The sequence below is a fragment of the Alphaproteobacteria bacterium genome (assembly GCA_018063245.1).
In the GTDB taxonomy this organism is placed as follows: domain Bacteria; phylum Pseudomonadota; class Alphaproteobacteria; order JAGPBS01; family JAGPBS01; genus JAGPBS01.
The window spans coordinates 21,409-43,616 of record JAGPBS010000014.1; the positions used below are offsets into that span (position 1 = coordinate 21,409).

Here is a 22,208-nt window from a genome sequence, read left to right on the forward strand (position 1 = left end):
GCATTTTGGTATGTGAAAAGCCTCTTTTGTTTAAGAGGCTTTTTTCTTGATCTATGAGCGAATACCCTTTTAAATGATCTATAAATTTATAAGGAAACACAATGTCAGACAATAAAAAAACAGATCCGAAGCAACTTTTGAAGGAACTCGATTTGGCTGAACAAAAAAAAAATGCAAGGCCAGATCTGTCAAAAATCGATATGAAATCAAATAAAACCATAAGTTTAGCCATGCGCCTTGGTGTTGAAATACTCGCAGCACTTGCAATGAGTGTATTTATAGGTTTGCTTATTGATCACTTTTTTGATACATATCCTATAGGATTTATTATTATGTTTGTCTTTGGAGCTTTTGCGGGCATTTGGAATGTCTATAAGGTTTTAGGATTTCATAATAAAAATAATTCTGGTATAAACGAGAAATAAGAAAGTTTACAAAAGAGGAATATCGTGGCCAATCCCTTAGAACAGTTCAGAATTCAACCACTCTTGCCTGTGGAAGCAGGCGGTTACAATATCTCATTTACCAATTCATCAGCTTGGATGCTTGCAACAATCGGTTTGATTTTGTCAGTTCTGTTGATTTCATCGACACGAAAAGACTATATTCCTGGAAAATTGCAGAGCCTGGGCGAGATGTGTTATGACTTTATTGCCAATATGCTGAGTGAGAATGCAGGCCATGAAGCGAAAAAGTTTTTTCCCTTTGTTTTTTCTCTCTTTATGTTCATTCTTTTAGGAAATGCTCTGGGCATGATTCCTGGGGCCTTTACCTTTACAAGCCATATCATTGTTACTTTTGCTTTGGCCATGATCGTGTTTATCATGGTCACGATTCTTGGTTTTGTGAAACATGGCTTGAAGTTTTTAACTTTCTTTGTGCCGAGTGGTGTCTCGCCATTTTTGGCAATTATCATAGTGCCGATTGAGTTAATTTCATATCTATCACGGCCAGTTAGCCTATCGATTCGTTTGTTCGCGAACATGATGGCGGGTCATACGATGTTAAAAGTTTTTGCGGGTTTCTCTGTATCTTTAGGCGCTGCTTTTGGTGTTTTTGGATACGGAATGGGTGTTTTGCCAATTGTGATCAACGTTGGTCTGATTGGCTTTGAGTTTCTTGTTGCTTTTTTACAAGCCTATGTCTTTACAATTTTAACCTGTCTCTATATTAGAGATGCGATAGAATTGCATTGATTTTTTGTTAAAAAGGATCAAGTATCATTCCGATAATGGTTCGGGTAAATTGTTATCTAACAAAGAAAGAAAGTGAGGATAATTATGGAAGTAGAAGCAGCTAAATATCTTGGGGCAGGTCTTGCCGTTATTGCATTGTTCGGCGTTGGTATTGGGATTGGGAATATCTTCTCATCGCTTGTCACTGCAGTTGCAAGAAATCCATCAGCGCGTCAGCAAGTGTTTCCAATTGGTATTTTGGGCTTTGCATTGACAGAAGCTGTTGCTCTGTTTGCGCTATTGATTGCGTTTTTGATTCTGTTTCTTTAAAAAAACAGATGATGAAAGGAAACTTTTTTCCTTTCATGTGAAATGGAATTGTCTGAAAAGCAGGGTCGTTGACTTTGCTTTTCAGGTGGTTCTGAATATCTCTTAGAAGAGGTTTTGAATGATACGTACAAAATTTCAATTGCCAAATCAGGCAAGATCATTTGCAGTGGTAATGGTTGGTTCCATTCTTTTGCCATTGACAGCGTTTGCGACTGAGGAAGCGCATGAAGGTGGTGGATTGCCACAATTGGCTGCTGATACATTTCCCAGCCAAATTTTTTGGTTATGTTTAACCTTCGCTCTTTTATATTTAGGTGTGTCATATTTATTTGTGCCGCGTATTGAGAAGACACTCAAAAAGCGTGAAGATAAAATTGAACAGGATTTTGCAAAGGCGCGCACTCTGGCAGAAGAGGCTGAGGCTTTTCAAACAAAAAGAGATGAAACCCAAAAGATTGCTCATCAGAAAGCATTAGGCATTTTGCAACATGCACAAAAGGAAGCGGCTGATCTTTTAATGGAGCAAAGTGAAAATCTGCAGGTTTCATTTAATGAAAAAGTTGTTCATCTTGATGAGGCTATGGCAGTTGTCAGATCGACTTATATGAAAGAGATTGAAGTAGTAGCATCAGACATTTGCGAGAAGATTGTTGCAAAATTATGTGGTGATTTGGTAACGCGGAGCGAGATTGAAAAAGCCGTTTCTGCGCATAAAAAACATGAGAATTTAAGGATAGCATGCTAATGATACAGACAGCAACATTTTGGCTCATTATTGCTTTTGCCGTTTTTCTTTTTCTGGCATGGAGAAAGATTCAGAATGCGGCTTCAGCAGGCGTTGACTCATATATTCAAAAGGTAAAAGCAAAAGTTGATGAAGCAGAGCAATTCAAGCAAAGAGCAGAAGAGCTTTTACGTGATGCTGATCGTCAGTATATGAAAGCTCTTTCAGATGCAGAGACAATGATCTCTCAAGCAAAGGAAGAGGCAATTCTGATGAAGCAAAAAGCAGAATCAGATGCTGCACAGTTGGTTGATAAGTTTGAGAAAATGGCAGCGGAGCGAGAAAAGCAGCTGCAAGTTTCAACCTTAGAATCATTAAAGCAAATGACAGCTGAATTGTCTCTTAAAGCATTAGAGCGCGTTCTTTCTGAACAATTGACAGATGCTGATCAAAAGAAAATGGTGGATGAGTCTATATCTCTGCTAGCGGCAAAGATCAGCTGATTCTTTTATTACGTCATCATTGCTCTAGGAAATGGCGCGTCCAACACTGGTATGACATCCTTTTTGTGATGCCCGGACCTGTTGCCCTAAAGTTCAACACCACGTCATCCTGAACTCGTTTCAGGATCTATTTGGATTGACAAGGAGATGCCGAAACAAGTTCGGCATGACGTGTTTGTTGTTAATTCGCTAAGATCCCATCCTTCTAGTCTAAAGCTTCAGCGATACAGACGTCGCCTTTTAATAAGGCGTCTCTGAATGACAGAAACGGATCATAGATTCTTTTCTATTATGAATTTCTCCCAGCAGTCTCAATAGTGTACTGCTAATTACATTAAAATTGTCATGATTCTCTTACTATTTCACGATTCTGAGCGTGCACTCTGTTGAGTGCAAAAAGAGTAAGGGCGATTGTCAAAATTGTTGATACAGCCATTAGGAAAATCGGAGAGGCTGTTTCATTAGTGATAACAAGTTGAAGGTTTCTTCGGTTTGTTCCAGTCTCTTGGCTTTTATCTGTTGCAAGTTCCAGCATGTATATTCCAAGCTGGAAGAGCATTGCTAGAAGAATATAGCTGTACCAGAAAACACCAGAGGGTGGATAATGAAATTGATAGGAGAATTGATCAAGAATGATTGTTTTGCGCTGATGTAATTTCTTTTCAAGAATACTATTTTTTTCATCGTTATTCAGAAACATCAATCCGTTTGTAATGTTGATTTTTTTGAGTTTTGGGTGTTGTAAAAGAGCTTCAATTGCAATGAATCTGTTGGATTTAAAGGTGATTTCTCTGAGTTCTGGGAAAAACTTGATCAATTTCGGTATGTCAATTTTTACCGTTTCTGTATTGATGTTAATGGTGAGATTGACAAGATTCAGCGTTGTATGATTGCGCAAAATATGAGGCAGCTTTTTCAAGAGTTCAGTGAAGGCTGCTGTTGTTGAAATAGTGACATGATATTCGGTAAGAAGGAAATAACTGTGCGGATCTTTTTCATCACAAAGATCTTTCAAAGTCAATGTTTTTGGTGCTGCCACAGATGTTTGATACCACTCAACTCCAGTTGTTGGGAGATGTTTGCGATCTTGTACTTGATGCAAAGCAACAAGTGTACGTATATGAGACATGTTGTTTCCTTTGTTATAGTTGTTGCCTTATCATTTCAAAGGATCTATCCCTTTGTTTTTGATGAGAAAAAGAATAGAGTTTGATTTGAGCCAAGAGAGATATGGCAATGATAAGAAGAGAGAGTGTTGATTTGTGAGTGAAGAAATTTGTTTCTTGGCGGCGGTGATCAAAACTCATTGACATTAGGTTTGTGATGCTAAAAAGTAAAAAGATGTTGAGTATGGTAAACCCGAATTTGAAAAAAAGACGTGAGGGATAGTCAAACTTATAGGGGGTGCTTTGTATAAAAATGTTTAAATTCTTACGATAGCCATGCCTTAAAAGATTATGTTTTTCTTGAGTGTTCCAGTAAATTTTTGATTCGTTAATGTGTACGCTTGTTAAGTCAAGTTGGTTCAGTAGTCTTGAGACAAGGATACTTTGATTAGAGCCAATAATGAGATGTTTTATTAAGGGGAAAAAATGAAACAAAGTGTCAATATCAATCTTTTGGACTCGATGTGTTAATGTGAGTGATGTGAATGAGAATTGATGATTTTCTAAGGATGATTTTAATATTTTGATCAATTGATCATGAGCCTCTTGTGTTTCAATTCTGAGACTCTGATCATAAGATTGAACGCGTGATTTTCCCGGATAAGGAATATGTTGAACTTGTATGCTTTCCCACATTAAACCCAAAGCTGGCATTCCATCTAATTTTGAGATAGATGAAAAAGGTGTGTAAATTGATTGAATTCCTGTCATATTGAGTCTGCCTTTCCACAAAAAACTTATTGTTGTTTTGCGATTTTTTGCTCGCGAATGACCTCACGATGGCTGGCGCGATATCTCTCAAGTTCATAAAAAAATGTCCAAATGATAAGACAAATTGTGATCAATGGAAAAGTTAAAGTATTGAGATATGAGAATTGAGAGAAGGCTTGTCTATTTGACCATTCTTCTTGAAATTCCCTTTTTGAGTCTATCTGCTCAGACAGGATTTTAGAAAAATGATAGAAGTGAAGAAAAACATTTCCTAATATAAGCGCACACATATATTTCAGATATTGCGTTGAGGCATACATGAAACGATAACGAGACCCGCCTGTATAGATACATGTTTTACTCATTTGAGGATCTCTGGTGATCAGAGCTTTTTCACCTTTGTCAAAGAAAATACGTTTTTCTTGAATATTGACTCGACTTATATTTTTATGAGATATAATGGCTGTAAGAGCCAGAGTCTCATTAGATGGAATGGTGAGTTCTCTGATAGAGGGCAAAAACGCAAGCAAAAGAGGGATAGTCTCTAGCGGCACATGAGTGGCAATTTTGAGATGTGTGATCGGAGGATTGACAGAAAGACTGAGAACTTGAATGTTATTTTCTTCAAGACGTTTTTGGATTTGCTTTATAAGGTATCGTAAGGTTGCTTCTGATTGAATTTCTACGCAATAGTCATTGAGATTTTTTATTCTAGGGCAAAAAGAGCGAGAGAAAAGATGCTTTGGTAATATGGAAACGCGCGATGATTGGATATCAGGTAATTTCCCTGTTTCTTCATCTTTTTGTTGCAGAAATTCAATCAGGTCTATCGTAAAAGGACTTTGCCGAACGAGATGTGTCATGTGTTTTTTGCTCCGTGTTGGATGTTTGATTACTGATTTTTCTTTTCACGGGTGATTTCCCAAGACTCATTGGCAGATTTGTACAACCAATATAATGTGAGCCCTATGCGCAGAATGAGGGAGCCAATCATATTGACGAGGAGGCGATTTGAGATTGTGAGATTGTGATCTGTGGATTTATAATTTGTATAGCCGAGTTCTAAGATATTGAATAGAATTAAAGCATTGAAGAGATAGGAGAGCAATTTGCAAGATTGCGCTGAGAGGTGACTATAAAAGTAAGGGAATGTGGTCAAGTAGATGCTTAAATTTTTGCCTAGATTTTGGTTGATGAACTTATCCTTTTCACCTTCATCCCAGTAAATTTTGACTTGATCAAAGGTTAGTTCTCTTAAGCTTGAGCAACTGGCAAGTTGTGTCATTGAGATATCTTTATTGGAATTCAAATATAGAGTCTTGATATCAGGAAAAGCTTTGAAAAGAGTCTCAATATTGATTGATCCTATCTCGTATATATCAAGGGTTGTGACAAGAGGAATGCTCTCAGTCTCTGATTTGGTCTCTAAATAGGTGACCAGTTGGTCATGCCCTTCCTGCGAGGCTATTTCCAATTTATAGCGAGTGAGTGGTTTTGGTACCTGACCTTCTGTTAGGGCGGAGGGTTGATATTTCACATAAGAAGGCTCTTCATAACTTATTTTGGTAAAAGATATGCCCTCTGTCGGGAAGCTCGTAAAGTCTGAAGAAGTGCCCTCTGAGGAAGCTGGTAACGATTCAGTTTTCAATTTGAGTCTCCTTGTTTTTATATTGTTGTGAGCCTTGCAAATTTGGTGTCAATCGGTTGGGATGGGAATTGTTCTTATCGATTCATAATATTGATTATTGAGCATTCCTGCAACAAAAGTCATATGACGCAGACCTGCACCAACTGAGCCTAGTATGAGTATAAATGGTACGAGGATCTCGATTTGATTAATCGGTAGTTTCGGACGCTCACTGTCAGTTGCATTTTTGATCAATTGTTTTTCAGCTGAATCCAGTATATAGAGGCCAATGCTGAAAATGCATAAGAGCAGGATAGCATAGGCCGTTAGAGAACGGGTAGAAGGATAAAGCAAACGATATTCAGATTGCTGTATTGTGATAGTCAAATCGAATTTTGGGATCTCTTCTCGTATTTTGTCTTTTTCATCTGGATTTAGAAAGAGCTTACTCTCTATTGTCAATCTCTTGAGGCTTTGAGCTTGGAGAATAGAAAAAAGACTGATCTTGAAATTAGCGACCATAACCAACTCTTCAACTTTTGGGAAGAACACCAAGAGAGACGTTAATTGACTGGCGGTGACGTCTGCGAACATTTTCAGCATGGTCAGAGGAATTTCAATACGACGCTTCCTAGTCTTTGCTATGTTTTGGAGTCCCTCTATGAGGTTATCGAGAGCTTTTTCCGTTTGAATTGTCAAAGAATATTGAATTAGCGGCTTTTGAGGAATAGAAGTAGGTTGTTGATACCTTCTGAAGCTGAAGATGCATTGCTTTGGAGTCTCAAGCGTCCTTGTTCTCAATTCAATACCTTGTGTTGGAATTCGATTGAGGCGACAGAACCCAGCTTCAATCTGAAGCCTATCAAACGTGAAGATATAAGGTATAGAATCAGTTCTCATGCTTTGAACACTTGCCTCAGGCTTGCTTATAGATATCAATGAGCTTTCCGAGAAGTTCAAGTGCTTCGGGGCGTGAGCGTTGGAACGAGTTACGACCGATGATTGATCCATTACCGCCACCATCACGAATGGCAATCGCATCATCAAAGACACTTTGTTCACCTTTTTTATCTCCGCCAGAGAAGACAACAATACGGCGTCCAGCAAAGCAAGATTCCATAATGTGGCGAACACGTTCAGCTTGTGTGGCAACTGGAATTTCGTGTTTTTCGTAGACTTTTTTGGCCTCTGGATTCTCTAAGTGTGCTGCAGGCAGTTTCACTTTGATAATGTGAGCGCCTAAAAGGCAAGCCATATGAGCACCATAGGCAACGATATCGATTGCTGTTTCGCCTTCTTTTGTGAGATTCCCACCCCGCGGATAAGACCATACAACCACAGCAAGGCCTTTGGCTTTTGCTTCGTTTGCAAGTTCACGGATTTCTTCAAACATAGGGAACATTGCATCACTCCCTGGATAGATTGTAAAGCCAATGGCAGAACAACCGAGACGCAAAGCATCATCGACAGAAGCAGTAACAGCCTGATCAGGGGCGATTTTGTTTGTTGAGAGGGAATTTGCGCTGTTCATTTTCAAAATGGTTGGAATGGCGCCTGCGTAGGTGCCAGCTCCAGCTTCAATCATACCGAGGGGGGCTGCAAAAGCATTAAGACCAGCATCGATTGCAAGTTGAAAATGATAATGTGGATCATAGCCATATTCGTTTGGTGCAAAGCTACGGGCAGGGCCGTGTTCAAATCCTTGGTCAACGGGCAGAATGATCATTTTACCTGTGCCGCCCAATTTACCAGTCATGAGGATGCGGGCGAGATTGGCTTTTGTGCCTGGATTGTCACTTTCATAGTAATCGAGAATTTTTTTGACGGCTGGTGTCATGCTCATTTGAGTATCCTTATTTTTAGTGGTCAATATGATTCGTTTGTTATGCTTTGTGGAAGGTAATGGCTGTGTCGCTCATGCGGCTTGAAAAGCCCCATTCATTATCATACCACGATAAAACGCGCACGAGTTTTTTATCAATCACTTGTGTTTGTGTAATATCAAAAGTTGAGCTTGCAGAGTTATGATTAAAGTCGCTTGAAACGAGCTCTTCTTCGCAAATATTCAAGATGCCTTTAAAACGAGAAGATTGCGATGCTTTGATCATGGCTTCATTGATTTCTTCAGCCGTTGTTTCTCTTTTTGCAATGAATTTGAAGTCAACCAAGCTCACATTTTGTGTTGGAACGCGAATCGCTGTGCCATCAAGTTTCCCTTTTAAGTGAGGCAAAACAAGGCCAACGGCTTTTGCAGCGCCTGTTGATGTTGGGATAATGTTTTGAGCCGCTGCACGTGCTCTTCTCAGATCTTTGTGAATGGAATCAACAAGGCACTGATCACCAGTGTAAGAGTGAATGGTTGTCATATAGCCATGCTCAATCCCAACGAGTTGATCAAGAACATAAGCCACAGGTGCAAGGCAGTTTGTTGTGCAGCTTGCATTTGAAATGACTTGATGTTCTTTTGTGAGTTGATCATGATTCACGCCATAAACAACGGTCAAATCAGCCCCTTCTGCAGGTGCGGAGATGATGACTTTTTTAGCGCCAGCTTCAAGGTGCTTTGCCGCATCTGCTCTTTTTGTAAAGATGCCAGAACATTCCATTGCGATGTCAATATTCAGTTCTTTCCAAGGCAATTGGCTTGGGTCTCTGACAGCAAAGACAGGGATCGATCTATTATTGACGATGATGTTTTTTTCATCATGACCAACAGGAAAGGGAAATTTGCCATGAGCTGTATCATATTGTAAAAGATGCGCACTGGTTCTGACATCACTCAAATCATTGATAGCAACAACTTCAAGGTCCTCTCTTTTTTGCTCATAAATCGAGCGAAGGACTAGGCGTCCAATGCGGCCGAAACCATTAATTGCCACTCTAACTGTCATTTCTTTTTCTCCCTACTTTTTCATATTCTTGTTGATGATATCACAAATTGCGTCACTGGTAATCCCAAAAAATGAATAAAGATCCTTTGCGGGTGCTGAAAGGCCAAATCCATGCATGCCGATGAAATATCCGTGTGGACCAATATAGCGATCCCACCCTTGACGAATCCCTGCTTCTATTGCGATTTTTCGCCCTTTGTAACAAAGGATTGACTCTTGGTATGAGTCTTCTTGAGCTTCAAATAGAGTGGTTGAAGGAACTGAAATAACACGGCTTGCAAGTCCTTCTTGTTTGAGTTTCTCATGAGCTTCAAGAGCCAGATGAACTTCAGAGCCTGTAGCAAAAATCGTTGCAGGATCTTGTCCTTCAGGGGCGAATTCTTTTAAGAGATAGGCGCCCTTGAGAGAGAGATTTTCCTTTGATGATTCAGTGCGCACAGCAGGCAATGATTGTCTGCTCAAAGCAATGAGGGTTGGTCCCTCTTGATGTTGCAAAGCAAATTCCCAGGCCTCAATGGTTTCAATTAAATCAGCTGGCCTGAAAACAGTTAAATTTGGGATAGCGCGCAGGGCGGCCAAATGCTCAATGGGTTGATGGGTTGGACCATCTTCGCCAAGGCCAATTGAATCATGAGTCATCACATAGATCACTCGTTGTTTCATTAAGGCTGCAAGCCTGATTGCTGGCCTGCAATAATCAGTAAATGTCAAAAAGGTGCCGCCATAAGGAATCAATCCTTTGTGAAGCGCAAGACCATTCATAATGGCCGCCATGGCATGTTCTCTGATGCCGTAATGAATATAGCGTCCTGCTTGATTTTGTGGATTATAAGTTGTACTACCTTTGCTCATTGTATTGTTCGAGGGAGATAGGTCAGCAGAACCACCGATAAGCATTGGGCATGTGTCAAAAATAGCTTGTAGAACTTCGCCTGATGCTTGCCTTGTTGCGAGTGCTGGTTTTTTTTCAAGGGCGCTTTGTTTGAGAGTTTTGAGTATATCCAGCACATTTTGAGACACATCTCCCTTGAGAGCAGCTTTGAATTCTATGCTTTGTGGATGAGCACTCAGAATGCTCTCCCATCCTTTGACGAGGTGGTTGTTGCGGTTGCCAATTTGGCGCCATTCATCAAGCAGATGTTCAGGGATCTCAAAGGCTTCATAATTCCAATTTAGATTTTTGCGTGTGGCTGCAACTTCATCTGTGCCGAGAGGCGAGCCGTGGGTGCTCTCTGAGCCTTGTTTGTTTGGAGCGCCATAGCCAATTGTTGTTTTGCAGGCGATTAAAGATGGACGCTCATCTGCAAGAGCGCTTTCAATTGCATTGAAAATTTGCTTTTCGTCATGTCCATCGATAGATTGAACATGCCAGCCATAACTCATAAAGCGCTGGAGGGCGTCATCAGAGCAAGAAAGGTTCATCGGGCCATCAATGGTGATGCTGTTGTCATCGTAAAGAACAGTGAGTTTTGAGAGCTTTAAGTGTCCTGCAAGTGAGGCTGCTTCGTGACTGATGCCTTCCATCAAGTCCCCGTCGCTAGCGAGAACGAATGTTCTGTGATTTACAAGCTCTTCACCAAAGCGAGCTCTGAGGTTTGTCTCTGCAATCGCCATGCCGATGGCTGTTGCAAGCCCTTGTCCCAGCGGACCTGTTGTTGTTTCAATTCCAAGAGATAGATCAACTTCAGGATGACCAGCTGTGTGGCTATGTAATTGTCTGAAATTTTTGAGTTGATCCAGTGTCATTCCTTTGTACCCAAGGCAATAATTGAGTCCGTAAAGAAGCATTGAGCCATGTCCAGCTGAGAGGACAAAGCGGTCGCGGTCAGGCCATTCTGGATGGCTTGCATCAAATTTCATGAAATGCGAGAAAAGAACTTGAATCACATCAGCCATTCCCATCGGAAGACCAGGATGTCCTGAGTTTGCTTTCTGGACTGCGTCGATTGCAAGGAATCTGAGGCAGTTGGAAAGATCTCTAGAGGCAATTTCCGGGTTTCTGTGTGATTTTGTAAGTAAATTCGTTGATTTCATGATATATTCCATTTTCTAATTGAAGAAACTATGTTAATTGTTAGCAGTGCTTTTTTGGCGAATCAAGTTTATTCTTTAAAAAAGACGTCGATTCCATTTTGATGAGAGGGTAGTTATGACAAATGAATCTGTATTCGATCTAAAACTTCAGACATTGCAGCAAAAGCTTGCCGAGCTTGAGACAGTGATGAGGGCCCGCATTGAACAAGAACAGGCTTTAAGGTTCGAGCAATCAATAAGTCATGACAAGGTGACTGAAGCGAATCGACGTGTCGATCAAATTATTGAACAGCTTGAAGAGTTAAGGAGGGCTGGATAATGCCTCAGTTTATTGTAAAAATCGCATCAAAAGAATATCCAATCTCTTGTGAAGATGGCCAAGAAGCGCGTCTTGAGAAAATTGTCTCTTATGTTCAAGAAAAAGTATCCCAAATTCTGGGTAATAACCCAACCTTAGTCGAATCACGGATGATGGTGCTGACAGCACTGATGCTGGCAGATGAAGTTCTTGATTTAAAAGAAAATAATGAAAGGCTTGCAGCAACAAAACCTCATGAATTAGAAGCAGAGGCTGTTGCAAAAATTCAAGCTGACTATGAGCCAATTTTGGATCAGATGATTGAATCGATTTCAGGACTTGTAAAACAGGCACAAGAAGCTTAAATTATAAGATGGAGAGTGGCTGCTCTTCTCGTTAGACAAAAAACCCCTGGGGCTATACTTCTTCCAAGGGAGCTGTCCCTGTCAGGATCTTGGTCTTGGCATATGGCGCCCACCTGTACATAACAGGCCTACGGAGGATTTGTCGACGGCTGTAGCGGCGCTCTCTGCTAATAAACATAAGGCATTCCTCTACTTTTTTGCGCATCGTATTGACTTGTCTTATGCCTCTTATTATACGTGACATATTTCCTAAATGAGGTGAATTGTTGTGGTTTTAGATCAAAAAGAAAAAGAAAGTTCAAAAGATACAAAGCGCTTTTTACGCCAAGATATGTTGACGTTGCGTATGAGTTATCTGAAGTCAGTGAATCTCTCAGATTTGATTGCTGATTTTAGATCACTGATTCGTGAGAAGAATTTATTACAAGGTGAAGACTCTGTTGCGGTCTATTGTCCAATTCAAGCAGAAGTTGATATCCTAGCTATTATGAAAGATTACAAAGGATCACTCGCTTTGCCAGTTATTGATCCTTTAACGAAAGAGATGCAGTTTCGGTCTTGGAAAGAGGGTGATCCCCTCATTAAAAATATGTATGGAATTTTAGAGCCGTCAAAAGATGCCAAGCTGGTTGAGCCTGATGTTGTGTTTGTGCCGCTGTTGGCCTTTGATGAAAGTGGGCATCGTTTAGGGTATGGGGGTGGTTATTATGATAAATATCTCCAGAGATTAAAATCCGAAGCGAAAAACCGAAAAACAATATTTATCGGCCTTGCTTATGAATCACAAAAGCTTGATGTGATCCCCATTGAAGATCATGATGAAAAATTGGACTTTATTTTAACAGAAAAAAAATTATACAGTGGCAATATTTGATTCTGGACTTGCGGTGCTCATAGTATTGTTCCATACTTTGAAAAAGAACATAGAACAATATAGGATGAATCTAAGATGGAAAAGCCGTTATACATGTGGGGTATTTTTATCGGCATTGTCTTATTTCTGTTGATTTTAGATTTAGGTGTTTTTCATCGACAAGATCGAGAGATCTCTTTTAAAGAGAGCCTGTGGATGACCTTGTTTTATGTGATCATGGCCTTTCTTTTTGGTCTCTGGGTTTGGTATATTAAAGGTCTAGACGGTTTTGCAGAATATATAACAGGATTTTTGGTTGAAAAGTCTCTGGCACTTGATAATATCTTTGTTATCTCTCTGATCTTTACTTCTCTTTCCATTCCTCTGAAGTATCAACATCGTGTTTTGTTTTGGGGAATCCTTGGCGTTATTGTGCTCAGAGCCATTATGATTGGTCTTGGTGCTCAGATGATTGCTGAGTTCCATTGGATTTTGTATATCTTTGCTGCTTTCATGATTTTTACAGGCATAAAGATGCTTTTTATGTCGGATAAGCCTGTTGAGATTTCTGAAAACCTATTGTTGATCTGGATGAGAAAGCATCTGAGTATAACAGATAAGCTGCATGAGAATAAGTTCTTTCTGCGTCTAGTGGATCCAGTTTCTAAGAAAAGAAAATTCTTTGTCACTCCTCTTTTTATTGCGCTTGTGATGGTTGAATTTATAGACCTGGTTTTTGCGGTTGATAGTATCCCTGCAATTTTTGCGATTACCCAAGATACATACATCGTTTATACAAGTAATATATTCGCAATTTTGGGCTTGAGAGCTTTGTATTTTGCGCTGGCCTCGATTATCAATCAATTCCACTATCTGAAATATGCGCTCGCAATTGTTTTGATCTTTATTGGTGCTAAAATTTTTATCGCCGATGCTTTTGGTCTGGCTAAAATTCCACCCTTGCTGTCATTAATTGTTACGCTCAGCATTTTAATTGGTGGTGTTTTGGTTTCATTCATGAAGAAAAAAAATATGGAGGCTCAATGATAGGTGCACTTGATACATTGTCGGATTCATTAAGGAAAATCATTGTAACGAAAGTCTGGGATTATTCAGTTATCGTACTCATACTTATCAATACAATCGTTCTTGGAATGGAAACATATCCAGCCCTGATGGAAAGTCATGGTGTTCTTTTAAAACAAATAGATCAAATGATCCTCTATTTATTTGTGATCGAAATTTCATGCCGTTTGATTGTCTATCGTTCAGAATTTTTCACACAGCCCTGGTCATTTTTCGATTTTCTTGTTGTGAGTATTGCTCTTGTGCCATCACAAGATGCATTTAGCGCATTAAGAGCTGCCAGAGCCTTGCGTGTTTTGCGTATGATTTCTATTTTCCCTAAGCTAAGGGGCGTTATTGAAGGCTTAATTAAAGCTGTCCCCGGCATTTGTGCCATTGGCGCTGTCATGGCGATTATCATTTGTGTTTTTGGATTAATGGCGAGTAAGCTGTACGGTGCGGATTACCCGGATTGGTTTGGTAATTTGCATCTTTCTGTCTTTAGTCTCTTTCAAATTATGACGCTTGAAGGATGGCCAGACATTGTGAGAACAGTGATGGAAGAAAAGCCATTCGCTTGGATTTTCTTTGTGATCTACATCTTAATCGCGACATTCAGTATTTTGAATCTCTTCATCGCTGTTGTTGTCGAGGCAATGCAAAGAAATCATGAGGTAGAGGAAGATGCGGAGCTTGATAGGCTTGATGTGATTAATCGGAAGCTTGATGTGATTGTGTCGAAATTATCTGAGAAATTATGAACGATTGGTAAGGTGCACAATTGTCATCCTGAGGCCCGCCTTGCGGGCCGCGAGGATCCAGTCCTGACTGATGAGTGCAAGACACTGGTTGAGAGATTTCTGGATGGTCGCGTCGCTACGCTCCTCACCATGACGGTATTTATAAATCTCTCTTATAACTCTTTATCAATCAATTCTGTGATCTCAAGACCTCTAAAGGCTTTTTTTCATATAGAATCGTTGATGATCTTTTGGGCAGTCATCAAGAATGCCGAACACCTCATATTCTTGTTTTAGGTAAAAATCCTTTGCTTGAAAATCAAAAGTATCTAAGTGGCTTAACCTTGCGCCTTTTGATTTTGCTATCTCTTCAACATGATTCAAGAGTTTTGATCCTAAATCAAGGCCGCGATAGGCTTCATCGACAAAAAGATGATCGATATGAAGAATGCTCTGAAGGAAATAGAGATTTGCGTTAATGCCGCCGATAATTACGCCATTATTTTTAATATGAAAATTCAAAGGAAGGCTTGAGGGTTTCTCAGATTTTATATTGAGCTTGTCTCTGTTAAATGCAGAAAGGTGTTTGAGAATTGAGTCTTGTTCTTCTGCATTGCTTGTGAGAATTTTAAAAAGGGAAGGTTTCATTTTTTGATTTCTGGGCCTGTTTTATAGAGACAGGTCATCATAATTTATTTGACAAATAAGGTAAAGACTTTATCGTACTGAACATTGTTGATCGAATGCTATAAGGAGGATCTCAGATGGTTGGTGCAATTGAAGGTGTTAGAACGCATAGCACAGAAGCGAGTCCTTTTGTTTTCTATATGAAAAAATTCTCGGTTGAAAACAACGCTCATTTGATTGGGCGTATTGCAAAAGTTTCCACAAGAACGCCTTATAAAATTTTGCTATTACTGCGCCAGGTGAGCAAGGAGTTTGCGAGCAGTCCAGAGTTTACAAAAGTTGTTGCTTTGCATTCGGTCTTTATGATTACTGTCTATAGTCAACACATTTTTATGAGATCCCTATTTTTGACTCATTTTGATGCCTTGAGTTTTCATTGGGAAGTGCCGAATAGCAAAAGGTTTTTAGACTTTATGTCAGCACGTCAAGAAGTGAATGCACCAGCTTTAAAACATGTTGCTTTCTATCTTCAAGAATCGATTTGTCCAACGCTTTTGAATATGCCTGATGAGCAATTTGCAGCTTATTTTGGAGAGCTTGATAGTTGTGCTCTTCCGAGTATGATAGCGGAGAATAGTGCATTTCATGATTTTATCAATCAATTAGGTATGCGTTTTCATTTGCAGTCACAAATGAAAAAATTGATAGTGACTCCTTTTATAGCCCAGATAGTGGATGAAGATTTACAAAAGGTGCTTTCATCTGTTCAGGATATTGATTTTTGGCTAATTGGTCTTGATCCTGCGGCAATTGTCAGAATATTGACGCTCTATCAAGGAAAAGCACTCAAGAGGCTTTATTTTAATGTTCCGATGCAAGTGGCTCAGAAATCACTGACAGAGGAGGAGCAAAAGAGATTATTTGGAGAGCTCAAAGAGCTGACTATCACTAGTTACATCTTGCCTGAAAAAGAGAGTAGTACATTCAAAAAATGCCTGATGTCGCAATCCTTGGTTGATGTCGAGATTAAAGGCGCATCGGATTTTCTCTCCTCATTCTCAGATCAAGAAATGAGGGAGATATTTCATGTCGTCAAAATATTGAGGATTGAACGGATCGCGCCGGTTGATTTGATGCGTGTATTGTCCTCAAGTCTCTCGCTAAGAGAGCTTTATGTTCCTTTGCGATCGTTGCTTGCAAGTGTTCCTCTCTTTCCTGATCAGTCTTTGCAGAGCATGTTTCAAAATATGCGTGTTCTTTATTTTGATTTGGAAAGGGGTCAGCCAGTAGATATGGTCATAAAATTACTTGGTTTCATGCCTCACTTGAGAGAGGTGTCATTGATGATGACTGCTGAATTTTCAGCTAAAATCATGATGATGAGTTGTCAAGAGATGGAGCGGCTTTTTGGGAAAATAAGGCGGTTACATTTGTATAATCTGGGGATGTCTGAAGCAGCCTTTGTCAGAATCATGAAATATGCTGTGAATATAGATCATTTGAATGTAATTAATAACAGAGAACTTAATGAGACTCTTGTGCGCAATCGATCTCCTCAGGTGCTCAGAGATATATTCGGAAGGCTTCGTGTTCTTACTTATGAACATAGTGATTTCTTAGAGAACGCTGAGGCTCTTTGTCAATTTGTTGAGGCAGCATGTTGTTTAGAGAGTCTTTCTTTTAAAGGGAGGGGCATTGTGGGCATGACGGAGGCCGATCTTGAAGGGTTATCTGAAGAAGCTCTATTGCGTTTGGCAAGATTGGCTGAGCCTCTTGCACAGTGTTTGCCGCCTGAAATTGTTGGTTATTTGCTGAATTATCTTCCAGGTATATTGCCTGATGTCGTATTTCTACAGAATGAAGCTGTGAATTTTATACGAGATGAACATATGGGTAGAGTCATTGATGGTGTCCAGATGTTTGAATCTGATAGCGATGCAAAACAAGATATATTGATATATCGGCTATTAAAATCGACATCTTCTTTTGAAAAATTCGATGCGGATCATGTGGAAAATGTATCGGCTCTTTTTGATAATTTGAGCGTTAAGGAGTTTCAGAGGGGGTTTAGCTCTCTATGCTCTTTCAATTTAAAAGAGAAATTTATCAGCGAGAGAGCACTCAGAAAGCTTTTTACCCATTGTACAACGTTAACGGAATTACGATTGGCACAATGCAGTACATTGAATGATGTTGTGCTCGCTATTGATGAAAAGGTCTTAGAGAGAGCATTTGCCAATTTAACCCTGCTAGATGTGTCAGGAGCTCTTAGAGATATAAGGGCGATCATAAAAATTTTAAAGGCGACTCAAAACTTACAGTCTCTTAATCTGAATCAATGTTGGAGTATTGTAGAGGTGAATGCCTCATTATCTGACGAAGAGTTTCGTGTTGTCTTTGGTCAATTGCGTGAGCTTGATGTTTCAGAGACCCGTATTTCTGAGGAATTTATCATCCGGTTGTTTAAAGTGGCACAATCATTAGAACGTTTGAATTGGGATAAATGTCTCATCACAGAAAGGGTAAAAAATGATGCCTTGGATGAGCAAGCCTTATCAAGGCCGCTGGCTTATTTATCCATATTCAGTACAACAACATACTCCTCTATCATTGAAAGAGTATTGAGGCGAATGGAGTCTATTGAAACTTTGGTTGTAGGTGGCGATGTTCTGGATTTAATGAAGAGGCAGGCTGATGATCAATTAAAGGAGATTTTTGGCAAAATGAAAGTTCTGATTATAAAAGGGAAGCTTAAATCACGTAAGCAGATAGCGCGCTTATCAAATTGCTGTCCTGATTTGAAAATAAAGATTGAGACAGTGGAGTAATCTCGTTTGCCTTTAAAAGAACAGTTTCTTGATTTTTTTCGTGTAAAAATTCATTTTGTGATGTAATATCTGAAGATTCTTTTACGGAGGGATGGCCGAGTGGCTGAAGGCGCACGCTTGGAAAGCGTGTTTACGTTAACCCGTAACGTGGGTTCGAATCCCACTCCCTCCGCCAGCCTACGCTAAAGCTTCGGCTGACGAGCCAGCCTATATAGTGGCTTCAGCTGACGAGCCAGCCTATATAGTGGCTTCAGCTGACAGGCCAGCCTATATAGTGGCTTCAGCTGACAGGCCAGCAACGCTAAATCTTCCGCTGGTAAGCCCGCAACATCAAGTTCTTCTTTAGGCTTAAGTTCCTAGATACATTTCTGTCCAGGAAGCAGATGTGATTAGTGCTTCCAAAACATATGGTAGAACTTTTTAAGATCTTGATTATTTGGGGCATACTGACGGGCTTTTTGGAGCCAGGTTTTAGCAACGGCTTTATTGTTACATATTTTCTTAATTTGGCCGAGCATGATTAATTGTCCTGCCTGAAATGCAACGTTTACAAAATTATCTTTGATTGCTCCTTTATTTGGATCTAGAGTTACAGCTCTTTCAAGATAGTTGCATGCGTCTAAAATATTTTTTCCTGGAATTTGGTTATTTGCAGATTTGACGCCAAGTATATTTAAAACACCGACAAGATTGGTTTTGATGGGTTCATAGTTTGGATCGATTGCGTAGCCTTTTTCAAGATATGCAAGGGCATCAATCAGGCCTTTTTCGGGAATTTTATTTTCTGCGCATTCAAAAGAGAGAGTATTTAAAATGCCGACAAGATTGGTTTTTGAAAGCTCACTTGGGGATAGTGCATAAGCTCTTTCTAAAGTTGCGGCCCCATCTACTATCGTTTTCTCTTTCGCTTCGCCACTGCAGTAATAGAGTCCTAAAGAGTTCAGTGCTTTTGATAATAGTTTTTTTGTGACTTCAAAATCAGGATTGATTGCTAAGAGTTTTTCATAATAAAGAATAGTATCTTCAAGCTGATCATCAGGGAATTCACCATCTGGAAATGGATTGCCGAGAATAGCTAGAATGTAAGTTAGATTGTTTTTTAACTGAATTTCATTTGCAGTAGATTCGAGAACTTTATCTAACAAGGAATTCATATCTAACAAAGGAGGCGTGCTGGTGTTCATTAGAGCTTTCTTGATTAAATCTTCAAGTGTTGTGCATGCATCTGCAAGTGTCGTTCCTGGTATTTTTCCTGTTAAAACTTCAATGATAGAATTTAATGAGGTGCTTTTGGGGCCTAGATCATCTTCTGTAGAAAAGTGGCTTTTCCAAGGATAGTCGTGCTGATGTCTTTGAGCGCGTCCTAAGAATTCATCGCTTGATGCGTCGTCATCTGATGTAAAATCAACTTCGTCTGAATCACTATCATATTTTGCTCGAATATCGTTTGAAAATTCATCATCTGAGCTTGGATAGAATTCTTTCGGATATCCTCCGCGTCTTCTTCGCGCTTCACGTACGAGTGCATTATAATCAGACATGTCATCTTTTGGAATCAGTTCTGCTGCTCTTTCTAATAATTTACTAGCTTCGCCCTTTTTACCTGGAATTTTATCTTGATCGTATTGCGCTCCAATAATCTTTAAAAAAGAAGATAATGCCTTTTGTGTGGATGTTTGCTGAGGGCTATATTTTAAAAATGTTTCTATCAGTCTATCGAAAATAACAACTTCTTCTGCTTGATTTAAAATGTTTAAAACAGAGTCTGTATTTAGCTGAAGAGCATGATTTAATAATTCAATAGAATCATCAATCGATTTACCAGGAATTTTCCCATCAGCATATTGAGCACCTTTCATGATTAAATCTTGTAAAGATGTAAAAATTTCCACTTTTCGGGCAGTAAGATTGCCGTTTACTTCTGTAAGATAATTACCAACAATGGTTATTCGGTTAGAAGCTTTTAAAATTCCCGAGTTGTTTATTGTATCGGCGCAAAGAACAATATCGAATGCACCTAAAACACCCTCATGATTGATAGTTTCTGCTTGCTGAACAATCGTAGCGCCAGACATTATACTCATTTTTCGCTCCCTATTATTAATATGATTGATTATCGATCATATTTATTTCTGATGGAAATGTTTTAATTTGTTTTTGATATAGACTGTTCGTATTTAAAACAATTCGTTATTATCTTTTGCATAATTTGACATGTGAAAGGGTGCTTGTCATTCTATATTTATGTTTTTGTTGATTTTTATTCATGGCACGATTTCTGCATCTAGAAGGGTAAGTTCGTAGATGGTCTCTATTGCAGATAAAGCGAATTATATAACAATTCAAGGAGAGAATAATGACATATAAAAATAAATTGAAAAAAGGAATCGCGGCTATCGGTGTTAGTTTTGTTGCGCTAATGACAGCTGCTCAAGCAGAAGCTGCAAATTATTATCAGTTTGATATTGCAACCTGGCAAAAAGTTTTGTTTGCTCCAACACAGGTATTTGATTCAACTCCTACAAATCCATATGGATCGAATGGGACGAATAATACAACGTATCAAGACTTTTCAATTACCTATCCATTTCAGGCTGATTTCAGTGCTCTCACAGACTATTCCATTCATCGATATGCATTGCCAGTGGCTGTAGATTTATCAGCCTATGATGGTATTAAGATCTTTACATCAAATGAAAATGAATCACCTTGGACCTATGGTTTCAGATTCTTCAACCCTGATTTAAATTCCGTAACAGATACATCTTTATTTGAAGTTGTGGCAGGTCCGGCAGGCGTATTTGGGATTAAGACGGTTGTGAATGGTGATTCACAAGTCTTTACAGTTGATTTCCAGCCAGGCGATTCTAAAATCATTCAGTATGTTCAATTTGAATTCTATGGCCAACATGGGGTGCTTCCAGGACTTAGGTCGAATGGGACAGAGGATACCAATCCTGAGTTTAGAATTTATGTGGCAACGCCAGAACCAAGTTCAATAGCTTTGCTCGGTATGAGCTTGATGGGTATTATTGCGGCAGCTGGATATAATCGTCGTAAGTAATGTCTATCAATAAATAAAAGAGCGTTCCATAAGGGGCGCTTTTTTTTTGCAAAAAAGAATAATAATTCGATGCATTTTTTGCTCCATTTTTTAATAATTCACTGTTAGAATCGACTCCAGAATCAAAATAATAAAAAGAAGAAATGATCAAAAAAGAGGTATTCATGTCAAAATCTGATTCAAAATCTGAACTCGCTCATCCTTATCACCTTGTAGATCCTAGTCCATGGCCCCTGCTTGCTGCAATTGCTGCAGGTGTTCTTGCTTTTGGAGGTGTTTTGTTTATCCATGATGGTATTCATTTTGTGCTGGGGCTTGGTGCTGTTGCCGTCCTCGTGATGATGTATATTTGGTGGCGTGATGTGATTAAAGAGGCCTTTGTTTTAAGGCTACATACCAAAGTTGTAAAATTAGGGTTACGGTATGGGATGGTCCTCTTTATTACATCTGAGGTGATGTTCTTTGTGGCTTTCTTTTGGGCATATTTTAATGCGAGCCTTTTCCCGACTGAGGCGATTGGTCATGTCTGGCCTCCTGCAACAGTCAAGCCTTTTAATGCTTTTGAACTGCCTTTTACAATGACCTTGATTCTATTGTTATCAGGGACAACAGTGACTTGGGCGCATCATGCGATACTTGATGGGAAGCAAAAAGAAGCATCACGCGCCTTATTGTTGACCATTCTACTAGGTGTGATGTTTACTTGTTTTCAGGCTTATGAGTATCATCATGCAAGTTTTGGCTTTAAAGATGGTATTTACTCATCAACATTCTACATGGCAACGGGTTTCCATGGCTTCCATGTGTTAATCGGAACAATCTTTTTGATTGTCTGCTGGTTCAGAAATGCAAAGGGTCAATTCACACCGAATGATCACTTTGGTTTTGAGGCTGCTGCATGGTATTGGCACTTTGTTGACGTTGTCTGGCTCTTTTTGTTTACAGCTGTTTACTGGTGGGGTTCTGCAGCTTGATAGAGTAGACGCAATGTCCAAAGTTGTCATTCCTGCGAAGGCGGGAATCCAGTAAAAACAATAAATTGGATTGGTTTTCGTTGAGAGATTCCTGGATCCTCGCCTCGTGTATAGTAACGGATGATTGCCAAGACTCTTGTAATGTGCTATTAGGTATAAATTATTTAGTCATCAGAGGATACGCAAATGCAAATAAAATTACACGCTAACGCACGAACAACACCTAAAATCAG

The 22,208-nt window shown here is 39.4% G+C and carries 23 protein-coding genes and 1 tRNA gene; 14 read left to right on the top strand and 10 right to left on the bottom strand.

The annotated features are described in order from the left end of the window. The first annotated feature begins 101 nt into the window (after positions 1 to 101). The 5 genes from KBF71_03075 to KBF71_03095 all read left to right on the top strand — a co-directional run bounded on the left by KBF71_03075 (position 102) and on the right by KBF71_03095 (position 2,732). Positions 102 to 425 carry an AtpZ/AtpI family protein gene (locus tag KBF71_03075; GenBank protein ID MBP9877300.1) on the top strand — a complete coding sequence of 108 codons (324 nt, stop codon included), beginning with the start codon at positions 102 to 104 and terminating at the stop codon, positions 423 to 425. A gap of 21 nt (positions 426 to 446) precedes the next feature. Continuing rightward, positions 447 to 1,196, top strand: coding sequence for a F0F1 ATP synthase subunit A (locus KBF71_03080; protein MBP9877301.1), 750 nt, complete (start codon positions 447 to 449; stop codon positions 1,194 to 1,196). An 84-nt stretch (positions 1,197 to 1,280) separates the two neighbouring features. Beyond that, positions 1,281 to 1,505 carry a F0F1 ATP synthase subunit C gene (locus tag KBF71_03085; protein MBP9877302.1) on the top strand — a complete coding sequence of 75 codons (225 nt, stop codon included), beginning with the start codon at positions 1,281 to 1,283 and terminating at the stop codon, positions 1,503 to 1,505. Positions 1,506 to 1,623: 118 nt separating this feature from the next. Further along, complete coding sequence (locus tag KBF71_03090) at positions 1,624 to 2,250, top strand: hypothetical protein (GenBank protein MBP9877303.1); 627 nt, start codon at positions 1,624 to 1,626, stop codon at positions 2,248 to 2,250. Continuing rightward, a complete protein-coding gene (locus KBF71_03095; GenBank protein ID MBP9877304.1) occupies positions 2,244 to 2,732 on the top strand; it encodes a hypothetical protein in 489 nt (162 codons plus the stop codon). The genes KBF71_03090 and KBF71_03095 overlap by 7 nt, the downstream gene beginning before the upstream one ends. Positions 2,733 to 3,075: 343 nt before the next feature. On the opposite strand, the gene KBF71_03100 is transcribed toward KBF71_03095, so the two are convergent. The 8 genes from KBF71_03100 to tkt are packed head-to-tail and all read right to left on the bottom strand — an operon-like array spanning position 3,076 to position 11,161. Continuing rightward, positions 3,076 to 3,861, bottom strand: a complete 786-nt coding sequence (locus tag KBF71_03100) for a hypothetical protein (protein MBP9877305.1) — start codon at positions 3,859 to 3,861, stop codon at positions 3,076 to 3,078. A gap of 13 nt (positions 3,862 to 3,874) precedes the next feature. Further along, positions 3,875 to 4,609, bottom strand: coding sequence for a hypothetical protein (locus KBF71_03105; protein ID MBP9877306.1), 735 nt, complete (start codon positions 4,607 to 4,609; stop codon positions 3,875 to 3,877). Between the two features lie 26 nt (positions 4,610 to 4,635). Then, positions 4,636 to 5,472 carry a hypothetical protein gene (locus KBF71_03110; GenBank protein MBP9877307.1) on the bottom strand — a complete coding sequence of 279 codons (837 nt, stop codon included), beginning with the start codon at positions 5,470 to 5,472 and terminating at the stop codon, positions 4,636 to 4,638. A 29-nt stretch (positions 5,473 to 5,501) separates the two neighbouring features. Further along, on the bottom strand, positions 5,502 to 6,257 hold the full coding sequence (locus KBF71_03115; protein ID MBP9877308.1) for a hypothetical protein: 756 nt from the start codon (positions 6,255 to 6,257) through the stop codon (positions 5,502 to 5,504). Between the two features lie 48 nt (positions 6,258 to 6,305). Continuing rightward, positions 6,306 to 7,136, bottom strand: coding sequence for a hypothetical protein (locus KBF71_03120; GenBank protein ID MBP9877309.1), 831 nt, complete (start codon positions 7,134 to 7,136; stop codon positions 6,306 to 6,308). Positions 7,137 to 7,152: 16 nt separating this feature from the next. Then, positions 7,153 to 8,079, bottom strand: a complete 927-nt coding sequence (locus tag KBF71_03125) for a class I fructose-bisphosphate aldolase (protein ID MBP9877310.1) — start codon at positions 8,077 to 8,079, stop codon at positions 7,153 to 7,155. A gap of 40 nt (positions 8,080 to 8,119) precedes the next feature. Then, complete coding sequence (gene gap / locus KBF71_03130; protein ID MBP9877311.1) at positions 8,120 to 9,127, bottom strand: type I glyceraldehyde-3-phosphate dehydrogenase; 1,008 nt, start codon at positions 9,125 to 9,127, stop codon at positions 8,120 to 8,122. A gap of 12 nt (positions 9,128 to 9,139) precedes the next feature. Further along, positions 9,140 to 11,161, bottom strand: coding sequence for a transketolase (gene tkt / locus KBF71_03135; GenBank protein MBP9877312.1), 2,022 nt, complete (start codon positions 11,159 to 11,161; stop codon positions 9,140 to 9,142). A 115-nt stretch (positions 11,162 to 11,276) separates the two neighbouring features. Between tkt and KBF71_03140 the strand changes: the two genes are divergently transcribed. The 5 genes from KBF71_03140 (at position 11,277) to KBF71_03160 (ending at position 14,503) form a co-directional block, all read left to right on the top strand. Next, a complete protein-coding gene (locus tag KBF71_03140) occupies positions 11,277 to 11,480 on the top strand; it encodes a hypothetical protein (GenBank protein MBP9877313.1) in 204 nt (67 codons plus the stop codon). After that, positions 11,480 to 11,824 (top strand): cell division protein ZapA, encoded by a 345-nt coding sequence (locus KBF71_03145; GenBank protein ID MBP9877314.1) that lies wholly within the window; start codon positions 11,480 to 11,482, stop codon positions 11,822 to 11,824. Before KBF71_03140 ends, KBF71_03145 begins: the two co-directional genes overlap by 1 nt. A 268-nt stretch (positions 11,825 to 12,092) precedes the next feature. Then, a complete protein-coding gene (locus KBF71_03150) occupies positions 12,093 to 12,698 on the top strand; it encodes a 5-formyltetrahydrofolate cyclo-ligase (protein ID MBP9877315.1) in 606 nt (201 codons plus the stop codon). A 75-nt stretch (positions 12,699 to 12,773) separates the two neighbouring features. Further along, the gene (locus KBF71_03155; GenBank protein MBP9877316.1) at positions 12,774 to 13,724 is read left to right on the top strand and encodes a TerC family protein; all 951 of its coding nucleotides are present in this window, start codon (positions 12,774 to 12,776) and stop codon (positions 13,722 to 13,724) included. Next, positions 13,721 to 14,503, top strand: a complete 783-nt coding sequence (locus KBF71_03160; GenBank protein ID MBP9877317.1) for an ion transporter — start codon at positions 13,721 to 13,723, stop codon at positions 14,501 to 14,503. The genes KBF71_03155 and KBF71_03160 overlap by 4 nt, the downstream gene beginning before the upstream one ends. A gap of 192 nt (positions 14,504 to 14,695) precedes the next feature. On the opposite strand, the gene KBF71_03165 is transcribed toward KBF71_03160, so the two are convergent. Beyond that, complete coding sequence (locus KBF71_03165) at positions 14,696 to 15,130, bottom strand: GNAT family N-acetyltransferase (GenBank protein ID MBP9877318.1); 435 nt, start codon at positions 15,128 to 15,130, stop codon at positions 14,696 to 14,698. A gap of 116 nt (positions 15,131 to 15,246) precedes the next feature. Here KBF71_03165 and KBF71_03170 point away from each other — a divergent pair, with 116 nt between their 5' ends. Together KBF71_03170 and KBF71_03175 are read left to right on the top strand one after the other, a co-directional pair. Next, a complete protein-coding gene (locus KBF71_03170) occupies positions 15,247 to 17,937 on the top strand; it encodes a hypothetical protein (GenBank protein MBP9877319.1) in 2,691 nt (896 codons plus the stop codon). Between the two features lie 85 nt (positions 17,938 to 18,022). Next, positions 18,023 to 18,112: transfer RNA gene (locus KBF71_03175), tRNA-Ser, on the top strand. 214 nt (positions 18,113 to 18,326) lie between these two features. Here the strand turns inward: KBF71_03175 and KBF71_03180 are convergent. Beyond that, complete coding sequence (locus KBF71_03180) at positions 18,327 to 20,021, bottom strand: hypothetical protein (GenBank protein MBP9877320.1); 1,695 nt, start codon at positions 20,019 to 20,021, stop codon at positions 18,327 to 18,329. A gap of 272 nt (positions 20,022 to 20,293) precedes the next feature. Between KBF71_03180 and KBF71_03185 the strand changes: the two genes are divergently transcribed. Together KBF71_03185 and KBF71_03190 are read left to right on the top strand one after the other, a co-directional pair. Further along, the gene (locus tag KBF71_03185; GenBank protein ID MBP9877321.1) at positions 20,294 to 21,001 is read left to right on the top strand and encodes a PEP-CTERM sorting domain-containing protein; all 708 of its coding nucleotides are present in this window, start codon (positions 20,294 to 20,296) and stop codon (positions 20,999 to 21,001) included. 164 nt (positions 21,002 to 21,165) lie between these two features. After that, positions 21,166 to 21,975 carry a cytochrome c oxidase subunit 3 gene (locus tag KBF71_03190; GenBank protein MBP9877322.1) on the top strand — a complete coding sequence of 270 codons (810 nt, stop codon included), beginning with the start codon at positions 21,166 to 21,168 and terminating at the stop codon, positions 21,973 to 21,975. The last annotated feature ends 233 nt before the right edge of the window (positions 21,976 to 22,208 follow it).